The 13,834-nt window shown below is 59.7% G+C and carries 8 protein-coding genes and 1 pseudogene; 4 read left to right on the forward strand and 5 right to left on the reverse strand.

Going from position 1 to position 13,834, the window contains the following annotated elements; genetic code table 11:
• Positions 1–46 precede the first annotated feature (46 nt).
• Together WA225_RS12515 and WA225_RS12520 are read left to right on the forward strand one after the other, a co-directional pair.
• Positions 47–532 carry a glutathione peroxidase gene (locus WA225_RS12515; RefSeq protein ID WP_422608137.1) on the forward strand — a complete coding sequence of 162 codons (486 nt, stop codon included), beginning with the start codon at positions 47–49 and terminating at the stop codon, positions 530–532.
• Complete coding sequence (locus WA225_RS12520; protein ID WP_422608138.1) at positions 529–990, forward strand: MarR family winged helix-turn-helix transcriptional regulator; 462 nt, start codon at positions 529–531, stop codon at positions 988–990. Before WA225_RS12515 ends, WA225_RS12520 begins: the two co-directional genes overlap by 4 nt.
• Here WA225_RS12520 and WA225_RS12525 read toward each other — a convergent pair.
• On the reverse strand, positions 974–3,295 hold the full coding sequence (locus WA225_RS12525) for a response regulator (RefSeq protein WP_422608139.1): 2,322 nt from the start codon (positions 3,293–3,295) through the stop codon (positions 974–976). The two genes, WA225_RS12520 and WA225_RS12525, sit on opposite strands and share 17 nt — an antisense overlap.
• A 166-nt stretch (positions 3,296–3,461) precedes the next feature.
• On the opposite strand from WA225_RS12525, the gene WA225_RS12530 reads away from it, so the two are divergent.
• Positions 3,462–4,352 carry an ATP-binding protein gene (locus WA225_RS12530; RefSeq protein WP_422608140.1) on the forward strand — a complete coding sequence of 297 codons (891 nt, stop codon included), beginning with the start codon at positions 3,462–3,464 and terminating at the stop codon, positions 4,350–4,352.
• Positions 4,349–4,831, forward strand: coding sequence for a GAF domain-containing protein (locus WA225_RS12535; protein ID WP_422608141.1), 483 nt, complete (start codon positions 4,349–4,351; stop codon positions 4,829–4,831). Before WA225_RS12530 ends, WA225_RS12535 begins: the two co-directional genes overlap by 4 nt.
• Here the strand turns inward: WA225_RS12535 and WA225_RS12540 are convergent, their stop codons facing one another.
• From WA225_RS12540 to WA225_RS12555, 4 genes and pseudogenes are all read right to left on the reverse strand, one after another.
• A complete protein-coding gene (locus WA225_RS12540; RefSeq protein ID WP_422608142.1) occupies positions 4,832–7,777 on the reverse strand; it encodes an HD domain-containing phosphohydrolase in 2,946 nt (981 codons plus the stop codon).
• Positions 7,778–7,825: 48 nt separating this feature from the next.
• A pseudogene (locus WA225_RS12545) lies at positions 7,826–11,470 on the reverse strand (transporter substrate-binding domain-containing protein).
• A gap of 8 nt (positions 11,471–11,478) precedes the next feature.
• A complete protein-coding gene (locus WA225_RS12550; protein ID WP_422608220.1) occupies positions 11,479–12,105 on the reverse strand; it encodes a response regulator in 627 nt (208 codons plus the stop codon).
• A gap of 358 nt (positions 12,106–12,463) precedes the next feature.
• On the reverse strand, positions 12,464–13,792 hold the full coding sequence (locus WA225_RS12555) for a deoxyguanosinetriphosphate triphosphohydrolase (protein WP_422608143.1): 1,329 nt from the start codon (positions 13,790–13,792) through the stop codon (positions 12,464–12,466).
• Between the last annotated feature and the right edge of the window lie 42 nt (positions 13,793–13,834).

Consider the following 13,834-nt stretch of genomic DNA (forward strand, 5'->3'; position numbering starts at 1 on the left):
TGCTCGCTATGTTTGGCCTTTCCCGACTATTTGCGGAGCCGTCCCCATGAGCGACAACCTGCTGAACATCCCGTGCACGACCATCACGGGTGAGCAAAAGACCCTGGCCGATTTCGCCGGCAAAGCCGTGTTGGTGGTCAACACTGCCAGCAAGTGCGGTTTTACCCCGCAATACAAAGGCCTTGAAGACCTGTGGCAGACCTACAAGGATCAAGGCCTGGTGGTGTTGGGCTTTCCGTGCAATCAGTTCGGCAAGCAGGAGCCGGGCAACGAAGGCGCGATCAGCGAGTTCTGTGAGCTGAATTTCGGCGTCAGCTTCCCGCTGTTCAAGAAGATCGAAGTCAACGGCGCGGGCGCCCATCCATTGTTCGTGCAGTTGAAAAAGCGCGCGCCGGGCATACTCGGTTCGCAAGGTATCAAGTGGAACTTCACCAAGTTCCTCATTGGCAAGGACGGCCAGTTGGTCAAGCGCTTCGCCCCGGCCACCAAGCCGCAGGACCTGAGCCGCGAGATCGAAGCCCTGCTCAAATGAACAGCGTGCCGGTCGATTCGCTGAAGCTCGACAGTCAGTTGTGCTTCAAGTTGTACGCGGCGTCGCGGGCGGTGATTCGCGCCTACAAACCGATGCTCGATCAGCTCGGCCTGACCTATCCGCAATACCTGGCGATGCTGGTGCTGTGGGAGTGGCAGGACAGCGCACCGGAGCAACCGACGGTCAAGGCACTGGGTGAACGGCTGGCGCTGGATTCGGGCACCTTGACGCCGTTGCTCAAGCGTCTGGAGCAATTGCAACTGGTGCAGCGGCAACGCTCGGCGCGTGATGAGCGCGAAGTGCACTTGAGCCTGACAGCCGCAGGTCAGGCATTACGTGGGCAGGTCGGGCCGCTGAAGGCGCGTCTGTTGTGCGACAGCGGGGTGGATCTGGACCGGCTCAATGACTTGCGCGACGGTCTCGATCATCTGCTTGGCCAGATCAACGCGCTGTCGTAGTCGGGATCCACTGATCGAGCAGCGCCGCGAGTTCTTCGCGGCGGAACGGTTTCGCCAGATAGTCGCTCATGCCCGCCGCCCGGCAGCGTTCGCGTTCTTCGGACATGGCGTTGGCAGTCAGCGCAACGATCGGCAGATGCGGCCAGCGCCCACTCTGTCGAATCTGCCGGCTCGCTTCGTAGCCGTCCATCACCGGCATGTTGCAGTCCATCAGCACCAGATCGAATTCGTGGTACTCCAACTGGTCCAGCGCTTCGGCACCATGGGCGGCAACGATGACGTCGCAGCCGAGTTTGCCGAGCATGCCTTTGGCCACCAGTTGATTGACCGGATTGTCCTCGACCAGCAGCACTCGCCCGCGCCGCTGGGTGGGCGCGGTTTCAAGCTGCGCATCGTTGATGGTGGCGATGTCCGGCTGCAGCGTGCGTCGCAGATTCTGATACAGCGCATTGCGCGCCAGCGGGCGTGCCTGTTGTTGCAAAGGGGCGAGGGCGGCCGCTTCTTCGCTGGGCAAAAAACTGCCGTAGGCGGTTACCAGCAGAATCGGCGCCACCAATGTCGGACGTAACCCGAACAGGCACTCGGGGCAGTCGGTGATCAACACGTCGGGCGTCAGGCCGAGCAGAGAATCATCGATGGTGCGCTGTTCGTATTCGAGACCCCACGCCGGCAGCAGACTCTTGAGCAACTCTGCCAGGCCACTGCTGCCTGCGGTGATGGCCAGTACTTTGCCCTGCAACGGCGCAGGCGCCAGCGCCCGCGTGTGGCAAGGCAGCGGCAGTTCGGCGCAGAACTGACTGCCAAAACCGGTCTCGGAACTGATGGTCAGGCGGCCCTGCATCGCTTCGCAGAGGTTGTAGGTCAGGGCCAGACCGAGCCCGGTGCCGCCGTATTGGCGGGTGATGCCGGCACCGGCCTGGGTGAATGGCTGGAAGATCTTCACCTGCGCGTCCTGAGCGATACCGATGCCGGTGTCGCAGACTTCGATGCGCACGCCTTCCTTGTAGGTCGACAGGCGCACGTCCACCCGACCGAAGCGGGTGAATTTCAGGGCGTTGGATAACAGGTTGCTGACGATTTGCCGGACCCGGGTCGGATCCCCCAGTACCAGCGCCGGGAAATGCGGGTCGATCAGGCAGGTCAGTTCAACGCTCGGCGCAGCGTTCTGCGACAGCAGGTTGGCCGTGTCTTCGATCAGCGAACCCAGATCGAACGGGATGTGCTCAAGCTCCAGCTGCCCGGCGTCGAATTTTGACAGGTCGAGAATATCGTTGAGCAACTCGACCAGCACCTTGCCCGAGTCATGGGCAATCGACAGTTGTTGCTGTTGTTCGGCATTCAACGGGCCGTCGAGGGACAGCGCGATCATGCCCAACAGGCCATTGAGCGGCGTGCGGATTTCATGGCTCATGTTGGCGAGGAACGCCGATCGTGCCTCGGCCATTTCCAGCGCGGTGCTGCGCGCGACTTCAAGCTCCTGATTGGACTGACTGAGTCGCGTGTTGATTGCCTTGAGTTCGGCGGTGCGGGCCGAAACGATGTTTTCCAATTGGCCAAGGTAGTCGGTCAGGCGATTTTCGGCATTGCGCCGCTGCTGGATCTCGGTGGCGATGTTCTCGAACTGCTGATTGGCGACTTTGACCAGTACGCCGATTTCATCGTTGCCATGCCCGGACGGGCATTCCAGCGTGGTCGGTTCGGCACTGCGCGGGTCGCGCCCGCTGAGTTCGCGGATGACCCGCACCAGCGGTTTGGTCAGCATCACGTAGAACAGCGCCAGCAGGATGCCGGTGAGGATCAGGCTGCGGGCGAAACCGTTGAGCAGAGTGATCTCGGCCCGGCGCAGGAAGCGGCTGCCGAACGCATAGGTATCGACTTCAAGGCTCAACACCCCCAGCGATTCATTGGGCAGATGATCGAGGTACAGGCGATCTTCGAACTGGCGTTTGGCGCCAAACAGAAAGTCGCTGATCACCCGATAGCCGCTTTGCAGCTCCGGGCGTTTGACGCTGGCGAGCACGGTATCGTTGTTGTCGGTCAGTTGCGCCGAAATGATCGCGGGCGAACGCAACAGGCCCAGGGTGAGTTCCTGCGCCAGTTCGGCGTCGATGTTGTAGGCAATGCGTGATGCCGGATTGTGGCTGATTTCCAGCAAAGACAGGATTTCACGGTTGATGGAGGCGTCTTCACTGGCATAATCGATGCCTATTTGCAGCAGACTGAGCAGCGTGCCCAGAATGAACCCGACCAGCACGGTAAGCCTGGCTTGCTTGTACGACAGCCGGTGGGTGAATTTGATATCCATGGGGTGTTGAACCACTTCCGTTTCCCTTCGCTGCTCAAGCATAGTCGATCATGTAGCGATTCCGAGGTTCCCGAATCGCCTTGTAACAAGGCGCGGCGTGGGAATATTGATCTGCTGGTTGTCGCTGGATCGTCATCATCACTGTGAACGTGCCCGAGGAGAAGACGTGGATTCCCGATTGAATGCTTTTCTTGAACGCGCCGAGTCGGTTCTGGCGCGAATCGAACCGCTGTTGCCGGCACCGCGTCCCGTTATTGACTGGAACACCTGCCTCGCCGCGCGCTGGCAGCGCGACGGGCGCAGCGGTTATCTGTTGCCACTGGAAGTCAGCCTCGACATGCGTCTGAGCGACCTGATCGGGGTTGATCGCCAGTTGGAGCAACTGGGCCGCAACACGCAGCAGTTTCTCGATGGCATGCCCGCCAACCATGCGTTGCTGTGGGGCTCGCGCGGCACCGGTAAATCGTCGCTGGTTCGCGCACTGCTCGCCGAACACGCTGGCGCAGGCCTGCGGCTGATCGAGATCGAGCGTGATCACTTGGCCGACCTGCCGCGCGTGGTCGAGCAGATCGCCAAATTGCCGCAACGCTTCGTGCTGTTCTGCGATGACTTGTCGTTCGAATCCGGTGAAGGCGATTACCGCGTGCTGAAAAGTGTCCTCGACGGCTCGCTGGAACAGGCGCCGGACAATGTCCTGTTGTACGCCACTTCGAACCGTCGCCACCTGGTGCCGGAAAAGGAAAGCGACAACGAAAACTGGAAGCGCGTCGACGGCGAATTGCACCCCAGCGAAGCGGTGGAAGACAAGATCGCGCTGTCGGACCGTTTCGGTCTGTGGCTGTCGTTTTACCCGTTTACTCAAGAACACTTCCTCAACGTCGTCGAGCACTGGATCGGCCAGTTGGCCACCAAGGCCGGGCTGAGCTGGCAACGCGACGAAGCACTGGACATCCTCGCCGTGCGCTGGGCCACCGGCCGCGGCAATCGCAACGGACGTTGCGCGTACCAATTCGCCCGTTACTGGGTGGGACTGAAATTGTTGGAGCACAAGGCATGATTGATTTGCAACAAGGCGGCCAGGGCCTCGAAGGCTATGGCATGTTGGCCGCGCAACTGGAATCGCTGCTGGCGGACGAGCGCGATTTCATCGCCAACGCCGCGCAGTTTTCGGCGTTCCTGTTCAACCAGCTCGATGATCTGAACTGGGCGGGCTTCTACCTCAATCGCAATGAAGAGTTGGTGCTCGGCCCGTTTCAGGGGCAGATCGCTTGCGTGCGCATTCCATTCGGTCGCGGTGTGTGTGGCGCCGCAGCGGCCACTCTGCAAACCCAGCGCGTCGAAGACGTTCACGCTTTTCCCGGCCATATTGCCTGCGACAGTGCGTCGAACAGTGAGTTGGTGGTGCCGTTGGTCAAGGACGGTCGCCTGATCGGTGTGCTGGATCTCGATAGCCCCAAGCTTGCGCGTTTCGGTGCTGACGACCAGGCTGGCATCGAGCAACTGGCAGCGATCTTCCTGCGCCTGACCGACTGCTGATCAGCCGCCAAGGCCAGCCTTGTGCAACAGGCTGGCCGCATCCACTGCGTCAATCTGCTGCGGATCGAGAAACCGCGTGGCGTACTGCAGGTACACGCCATCGTTGATGAACAGTGCGAACAGTTGCGCGTCAATGTGCGCTTCCCGGCACATGGTGGCCATGATCCCCAGCGCTTCACTGAGGGTCTTGGCCTTCTTGTAGGGCCGGTCGGCCGCGGTCAGCGCTTCGAAAATATCGGCAATCGCCATCATCCGTGCCGGCAGGCTCATTTGTTCGCGTTTCAGACGTTTCGGGTAACCGGTGCCGTCCATTTTCTCGTGATGGCCACCGGCGATTTCGGCGATGCTGTCGAGATGCCCGGGGAAGGGCAGGTGACTGAGCATCATGATGGTCTGCACCATGTGATGGTTGATGATGTAGCGCTCCTCACGGGTCAGCGTGCCGCGGGCGATGCTCAGGTTATAGAGTTCGCCGCGATTGTATTTGTAGCGCGGTACATCCAGTTTGAACCCCCACGGATTGTCTTCGGGGATCAACTCTTTGCGGTCTCGTTCGAGCAAGTGTTCGGGCTTGTCGGCCAGGAGTTTTTCGCTGACCGGCAAGGTCGGTGCAGGCGTTCGTGCCTGACGTTTGTTTTCTTCCCATGACACGCCCAGGCGATCATCCAGTGTGCGCAACCATGTCCGCTGTGCGAGGGCATCCAGGCGTTGCAGATCGGCTTCGGCCATCGCTTCGCCACCCAGATTGCAGCGTGCGACAAACGCAAAGTCGTCGTCCAGAGCGCCGAGCGTGGCGTCGCGCAAACGGGCCAGAGCCACTCCTTCACCGCCCAGCGCCAGTGCCTGCCAGTAGCTGATCCAGGCGTCGCGTTTGAGCACTTCGAAACGGGTGCGAATTTCGTGAATGCGGTCGTTGATGGTTTCCAGTTTGGTGGCTTTGTCGACCACGTATTCCGGCGTCGTGACCTTGCCGCAATCGTGCAGCCAGGCGGCGATGTGCAGGGCTTCCCATTCGTCCTCGGTGGGCTGATAGGCGCTGAATGCCGGCGCCTGGCTGGCCGCGGCAGCTTGCGCGAGCATCAGCGTCAGCTCGGGAACACGCTGGCAATGCCCGCCGGTGTACGGGCTCTTGGCGTCAATGGCCCCGGCAAGCAATTGAATGAAGGCATCCAGTAGCTGTTTTTGCCTGGCTTGCAAACGCTGGCTTTCGATACTCACCGCGGCGGCGCCCGACACGGCTTGCAGGAAGGCGATGCGGTCGGGCCGCAGTTTTTCCAGATCCGCCGCCGTGCCACTGTCGTTGACCAGCAGGATCAGCAGGCCGATGGTTTCGTTGTGGCGGTTGTGCAGGCGGATCCCGATCAGATGGATGCGTGGCGAGGCCATGGCCAGCAGGACTTTCTGCAGATCCCCGGCCTGCTCGAAACCCAGATCGCTGACCACACTGTCGGCGCTGATCAGTTGCTTGAACCACGCCGGACCATTGTTGTTCTGCAGGTCGTGGCCCTGAATGTCGAAGGTCTCCAGCGCCTGCGGCGTGCCGTTGACCACCAGCCCGTAAGGCGCCATGCGACTGTCATCGTTATCGCGCAGATAAATCAGCCCGGCCTGAGCCTGGGCGATCTCCACGGTTTCGAACAGCACCCGTTGCAGCAGCGGCGCGAAACGGGTTTCGGCACTCAGGCTGTCAGTGATCCGGAAGAAACTGGCGAGGGTGTTTTTCATCTGCGCCATCGACACGCTCAACTGATCGACTTCAAGTACCGGTGAACGTCGGCTCAGCGGGAAATTGAAATCGAAACTGCGGATCGCGTCGGCTTCCTTGACCAGCGCATGCAGGGGTTTGACCAGAATTCGCGAGATCAGCCAGCCCAGTGGCAAGCACAACAGCAAGGTGGCGAGGGTGACCAGCGCTCCCTGCCAGCGCATGCGATAAGCATCGACCAATAATTCGTCTTCCGGCACCAGCAGGGCCAATTGCAGACCTTTCGGCCCGCCTTCCTGCATGCTGCTGCGCGCGACGATCCATTGCCGGCCATCGGCCTGCAGGCGCCGGCCGAGGTTGTCGGTGGTGAGCAAGCCATGCAGGGCGGGGCTCAGGTCTGCCACCCGGGCCTGGCGCGCGGTTTGGTCGTCGACAATCAAACGACTGCTGTCGGGGTAAGCCACCGCATTGCCATCGGCGTCGAACAAGGCGATTTCGGTCGACGAGGTTACCCGATGTTTGTCCAGGGTTGCCGACAGCGCGGCCAGCGTCAGGTCAGCGCCGATGACTGCGTTTTCACCGCTACGCCGAGCCAGCGTAGTACCGACATTGTGGGTGGAGAAAAACACGTAGGGCTCGGTGGTGATCTGTTCCGATTGCTGGCGCGCGTCGGTAAACCAGGCGCGCGTGCGCGGGTCGTAGACGTCGTCGGGATTGTCCAGTCGACTGACAGGATTCAGCGCCAGATCGAAGAACAGCGATTGCGAGTGCGCCGCGCCATCAGCAGCGTGTTCGATGCTCCAGACCTGATAGCTCGCCGCGTCCGGGGCTTTGAGCAATGTTTTCAGCGGCGCATCGCGCAGCGGCCGGACCATGAAGAAATCGCCGTTGCTGTAGCCCAGATACAGCGAGGCCAGGTTGGGGTTGTCGCGCAGTGACTGCGCGAAAGGTTTGAGCAATGGCAGGCGTTGTTCAAGGTGCGCAGCCTGAGTGGCCGGGTTGTCCTCCAACAGGCTCAGCAGGTGGCGTATCGGCTGATACGTCGCGCGCAGGTCCAGACGAACGTCCTGTTCGATGCGGTTGAACAGTTTTTCACTGCTCGACAGGATGATCTTGGTGGTCTGGTGATAGTTGAACAGCCCCAGCACCACGCCGGTGAGCAACAGGAGAAAGGTGAACATGACGCTGATGTGCACGTGCAGCGGGAACCGGCGTTGTTCCGGGCGCAGTGGGCTGGGCATTTCAGGCTCTCCATGATGTTTAACTCACTGCTCAGCGTCCAAGCATAGTTAAGGCAAGCTCATTGTGCTTCGATCCGAGAGGGCAAGTTGCTGGCGCAAGGCTCGCTCCAGATCGAGCATGGCCTGGCTGCTCGCTTCGCAACGGCGGGCGATCTCGTCCGTTGCCAAGGTCTGCGCGCAGGCCTGCTCAAGGGCGTCGCAACATTTGATCACCTGTGATGCTTTGGCAATGCGCGCGGCGCCCTTGATCTTGTGCGCGACGATCGCCAGCGCGCCGAGGTCAACGGGCGGCAACAGCGCGAGCAATTCCTCGCGGTCAAGGCGACTGCTCTTGAGTAGCTCAACCAGGAGTCGCCGAGTCTGTGCCGGGTTGTCGCCGCAGAGCGCGTTCAGGCTTTGCAGGTTGAATGCCGGTGATTGTGCGGCCGGGGTGATGCCATCGACCCACTGACCGAGCAGGCTCAGACTCAACGGCTTGAACAGGCAATCATTCATGCCGGCCTGCTTGCAGCGCAGGATTTCCTCGGGTTGCGCATTGGCGGTGAAACCCAGCACGGTGCAGGGCGAGCTGCGCGCGTGCTGTTCATGCTGGCGAATCGCGCGGGTCAGTTCATAGCCGTTCATCAAGGGCATGTTGCAGTCGACGATCACCAGGTCGAAGTGCCCGGCTTTCCATAGTTCCAGCCCTGTGCAGCCGTTCTCGGCGATGCTGAAGTGATGGCCGAGGAATTCCAGTTGCTGGCACATCAGCAGGCGATTGGCGGGATGATCGTCTACCACCAGCACGCTCAGCGGCGTCAGCGAGGTTTGAACCGGCGGTACAGTTCTCGGCGCACTGGCCTGTGCCGGCAGGGTCTCCAGCGGCAAGGACACGCAGACCTGCGTACCAATCCCGGGCTGGCTGCTCAATTGCAATTGCCCGCCCATCATTTCGCACAGGTTGCGACTGATCACCAACCCCAGTCCGGCACCGCTGCGCACTTGCTGGCCGCTGTTCTGTACCTGGGCGAAAGGAGCGAACAAACGTTGTTGATCTTCAGCGCTGATGCCGACCCCGCTGTCCTGTACGGTCAATTGTATCAACGCACGTGCGGGAACCTCGCTCGGCATCAGGTCCAGGGTGATTCTGATCTGCCCTTGTTCAGTGAACTTGATCGCATTGCTGATCAGGTTGGACAGGACCTGCTTGAAGCGCAGGGGATCGAGGTGCACATCGACGGCCAGGTCCGGTGGATTGACGATCAGTTGCAGGGCGAGATGCTTCTGCCGGGCGAGGCCGTCGAAGATTCTCGCCACCGATGCCACCGTGTCGACCAGATTGACCCGTTCCGGACACAGACTCAGGCGTCCGGATTCGATTCGGGCGATATCGAGAATGTCGCCGATCAGCCCCAGCAGATCTTTGGCTGAGTGGTAGGCGGTATCGATCGAGGTGCGATCCGGATGTTGTTGATCCATGCGCCTGAGTGTCAGTTCGAGCATGCCGATCACCGCATTCATCGGCGTACGGATTTCGTGGCTCATGGTCGCCAGGAACGTGCTCTTGGCCCGGTTGGCCTCATCGGCCTGTTCCTTGGCTGCACGCAACTCCTCGAACAACTGACGGCGCTCACTGATATCGATCCAGCCACCAATCACACCTTGCACGGCGCCGCTGGAGTCACGGTACGGGAGGATCCAGTGATAGATCGTCAGACGTCGATTGCCGATATGCAGCGGGCGGTCGAGTATCAACGGTGTGCCTTCAGCCACCACGCGCTGGTAATCGGCTTGAAAGGCCTGCGCCTCGAAAGCGTTGCTCAGCGTGCCTTCGATCACGCTTTTGCCGATAACGTCTTCGCGCCTGGCGTTGAATGCCTCAAGGTAGCTGTCATTGCAGCTTTGCAGCAGACCTTCGCGGTCGCGGACATAGATCGGGTGCGGTGTGCCGTTGACCAGTGAGCGCATGAACTCGAACTGATCATTCAGAGCGCGCTCGGCGGCCTGACGCTGTTTGATCTGGTGGCGCATGTAGGCGTTCCAGACCAGTAGCAACAGAAGCACCAGGCCGGCGGCGCTGATCACTTGGTAAAACAGGCGCTGGTAATTGCGCCAGATATTCTGTGAAGCGGTGGAATAGCCGCGCCAGCGACCGTTGATCACGCCCAATTCTTCGGGAGCAATGCTCAGTAACGCCTTGTTGATGATCGAAGCGAGTTCCGTGCTGTCCCTGGCGGTGGCCAGAGAAAATGCCGCCTGGCCAGTGCCGATGGTGGTGGTGATTTGCAGCGGCTGGTCAAAGATCCGCGAGGAAATGAAGTAGTTGGCGATCACCAGCGAGTTCACGGCGCCGTCGACATGGTTCTCGGCGAGCAGCGAGACGGCGCTGAACGTGTCCGGGGTTTCGATCAGGTGGATCTGGGGAAACTCCCGGCGCAGGTACTCGACCATCGGGTTGCCCTGGGCGATCGCCAGTTGCTTGCCTTTGAGTTGGCCGAGGTTGGTCGGACCGTCGGCGCTCTTGCGGGTCAGCAAGACATAGGAGTTTTCCAGATAAGGGCGGCTGAAGTTGAGCTTTTGTTCGCGCTCGGCAGTCGGCAGCAGTGCGGCAATCAGATCGGCTTGATGGTTGTCTATCTGTCGGATCATTTCCGCGTCGTTACGGCTGCGCCGGACCTCGAAACGCAGCCCGGTGCGCAAGCGGATGAGTTCGAGCAAGTCGGCACTGATGCCGCGCAAGTTACCGTCACCGTCGAAGAACGTCAGCGGCGCGAACGCCTCATTCACCACCACGCTCACGACCGGATGCTGTTTCAGCCAGGTTTCTTCCCGGTCGGTCAATTGCAGCTTCTGGTCGGTGAGCAACAGGTCACTGCCGGCACTCCAGCGTTTGGCGATGTTGTCGCGCTCGCTTCTCGGCACGGCACTGAGCACGGTGTCGATGATGGCCAACAGATGCGGATTGTTGCGACGCACGGCGAAGCTGAAGCCCTGGGCTTCCTGCTTGCCGAAATTGGCCATGCGTACGTTGTTGAGGTAACCCTTGTTGATCATGTAGTGGGTAGAGAGGGTGTCGCCGAGAAATACATCGGCTTGATCGAAAGCAACGGCGTTGATCGCGTTCAGGTAGGAGGGTTAGCAGGTAATCAGCGCCTTGGGGTAAAGCGCCTTGACCTCGTGCACGGGCAGATAGTGATAGACCATGCTCAGTCGCAGTCCGGCCAGGCCTGCGGTCAGCGAACGGGTTTCGTCTTCGCGGGTGACCAGCACTGGCTGGTCTTTGGCATACGGGACGCTCAGCGCGAGGTTGGCATTGCCGGCTTCAAAGCCGTTGGCCGTGCCAAGCAAATCGACTTGCCCGTCGACCAGCGCGCGGATCGCGGCGTCGCGCGAAGGGAAGCGCTTGACCCTGATCGGCAAACCGCTGGCCTGACTGAGGAGCCCGGCATAGTCGGCGGTCAGGCCTTCGTAATCCTTGCCGCTGACGGTCATGTCAAAGGGCGGGTAATCGGGGGCGGAGGTGCCCAGGATGAGTTCGTTGCGCTCAAGCAGCCATTGTCGCTGGGACAGTTCGAAAGTGACCGGTACCGATTCGCTGGCCGAGCGGCTGAGCAGGACCAGATCCGGTGAGGTGGCGGCCATGGCAAACGCGCTGGCGCTCAAGTACAGAGCGGCGCTCAAAGCAATTAAATAATCCTGCAAACGACTGGGCATGTGGACTCTCACACGAGTGCGTTTCGTTTGGCCATTTCGATAAGTTCTACAAGGGATTTGGCTTTGAGCTTTTGCATTAATCGTTTTTTGTAAGTGCTGACGGTCTTGTTACTCAAAAACATGCCTTTGGCTATTTCCTTGTTGGTCCGGCCCTGGGCAAATAGTTGCAGTACCATCAACTCCCGATCATTCACGGCTTTGAACAGTTCAAGTTCGGTATAGCGAATGTCGTCGCTGCGAACCGGGTTCAGTGCCTGGCTGGGAAAGTAGTTATAACCGGACAGCACAGCCTTGATCGCACTGACCAGTTCGCTTAATTCTTCCTGTTTACAGACGTATCCCGATGCGCCGGATTGCATGCAGCGGATGCCGAATAAAGTCGGGCATTGCGCCGTCAGTACCAGGGTTTTCAGTGGGGAACTCATGGCGTTGAATCGTGCCAGCACTTCCAGGCCGTCAAGCTTGGGAATGCTGATGTCGAGAATGATCAGGTCCGGCATGCATTCGCGGACCATTTGCATGGCATCAACCCCGTTATCGGTTTCACCGACGACCTTGTAACCTTCATGTTCCAGCAACATTCGAACGGCAAGGCGGATGACCGGGTGATCGTCGACAATAAAAACGGAGTTCATAATCAAATCCCATACAAGCACGAATAAAGCGCGCACCTTAGCTCAGATGAATGAGCACTCGCATGAGCTGACTTGACCTCAGTCGTCTTATCAGATTAATCCTACAACTAATGAAGAAAGGGACTACGTACAAGCAAGGTCTGGCGTAAGCAGGTCAAGTTTTTGTATGGGCTTATAGTTTGCATTTGTTGTTTTGCAACTATGGGCTGGCAATGGTTTTTATAAGTGGACGAATTGCGTTGAATAATTGTTTATTACAGGCCGTTCAATAACTGCTTGGGCCGTTGGAAAAGGCGTAGCTGGCTTGTTGCACGGGAGGTGTTCAACCGGCTGACAGCGCCGGCTGAACAGGCATCGATCAGTGACTGGAGCGCCCGGTCATTTCCAGGGCCATGTCGCTGGCATAGCTGTCGGTCATGCCGGCAATGAAGTCGATCATGCGCAGAAATGACGCGTGCAATGACCCGTGTGGGTCCGGTGCATTATTGCCCAGCAGATCGAGGATGCGTCGGCTCTTGAACGACGGCGTCCGGCCGTTGTGTTGTTCAAGGGCAGCGCCGCAGAAGGCATTCAGGAGGATTTCCAGTGTGGTGTAGGCGCCAATTTCGTGCAGGGTTTTGCGCTTGTCCTGGAAAATCTTCTTGCGCGCAATGTCCTTGGCGTTCAACACGCAGCGTTTAGCCGGACCGTGCATGTGCTCCACCAGATCGCCATGCAGCGTTCCGGCGAGCAGAGCATCCTGTTGCTCGACGAAAGCGCGCGCTGCCGCGTTGGTCAAATGTTCGATGGCCTTGCCACGCAGAATCGCCAGTTTGCGTCGACGCGAATCCTGCGGGCCGAGTTGCCGATAGGTTTCCGGCAGATCGTCGCCCACCAGTCCCAGCAGCAGCGACTCGACTTCGGCGTAGTCGAGCAACTCCATCTCCAGACCGTCTTCCAGATCAATCAGCGCGTAGCAGATGTCGTCAGCGGCTTCCATCAAATACACCAATGGATGCCGGGCCCAGCGCTGGTCTTCCAGCTGCGGCAGGCCCAGCTTGTTGGCGATCTGCTCCAGCAACGGCAACTCGCTCTGATAGCAGCCGAACTTGTGCTTTTTGTAGCCGAGGGAGTCAGCGTGACGTGCGGTCCACGGGTACTTCAAATACGTGCCCAAGGTGGCATAGGTCAGTCGCGTGCCGCCGTCGAACTGATGGTATTCAAGCTGTGTCAGTACACGGAAACCCTGCGCGTTGCCTTCGAAGTTGAGGAAGTCACCGCGCTCGGCTTCGCTCATGCCATCGAGCCAGCCGCGCCCGGCAGCCTGTTGAAACCAGTGGCGAATGGCGTCTTCACCGGAGTGGCCGAAGGGCGGATTGCCGATGTCGTGGGCAAGGCAAGCCGATTGCACGACCATCCCCAGATCACTCGGGTCGCACCACTCGGGCAGGGCACTGCGCAGGGTTTCGCCGACGCGCATGCCCAGTGACCGGCCGACGCAACTGACTTCCAGGGAATGGGTCAGGCGCGTGTGGATATGGTCGTTGCTCGTCACCGGATGCACTTGGGTCTTGCGCCCGAGACGGCGGAAGGCTCCGGAGAAAATGATACGGTCATGGTCTTTGTGAAAAGGGCTGCGACCCAGCTCTTGCGGGCTGTGCAGCGGCTTTCCGAGGCGTTCGCGGTTGAGCAGGGTTTGCCAATCCAAGGCTGGTTCTCTCCGTCAAAGTGACTGTTGCCCTAGCTTCCC

The sequence above is a fragment of the Pseudomonas sp. genome, from assembly GCF_049300855.1.
Classification (GTDB): domain Bacteria; phylum Pseudomonadota; class Gammaproteobacteria; order Pseudomonadales; family Pseudomonadaceae; genus Aquipseudomonas.

Coding starts and splice junctions, on each gene's coding strand:
- WA225_RS12535 (WP_422608141.1), top strand. CDS start 4,349: ATGATTGATTTGCAACAAGGCGGCCAGGGCCTCGAAGGCTATGGCATG.
- WA225_RS12550 (WP_422608220.1), bottom strand. CDS start 12,105: ATGAACTCCGTTTTTATTGTCGACGATCACCCGGTCATCCGCCTTGCC.
- WA225_RS12520 (WP_422608138.1), top strand. CDS start 529: ATGAACAGCGTGCCGGTCGATTCGCTGAAGCTCGACAGTCAGTTGTGC.
- WA225_RS12540 (WP_422608142.1), bottom strand. CDS start 7,777: ATGCCCAGCCCACTGCGCCCGGAACAACGCCGGTTCCCGCTGCACGTG.
- WA225_RS12515 (WP_422608137.1), top strand. CDS start 47: ATGAGCGACAACCTGCTGAACATCCCGTGCACGACCATCACGGGTGAG.
- WA225_RS12525 (WP_422608139.1), bottom strand. CDS start 3,295: ATGGATATCAAATTCACCCACCGGCTGTCGTACAAGCAAGCCAGGCTT.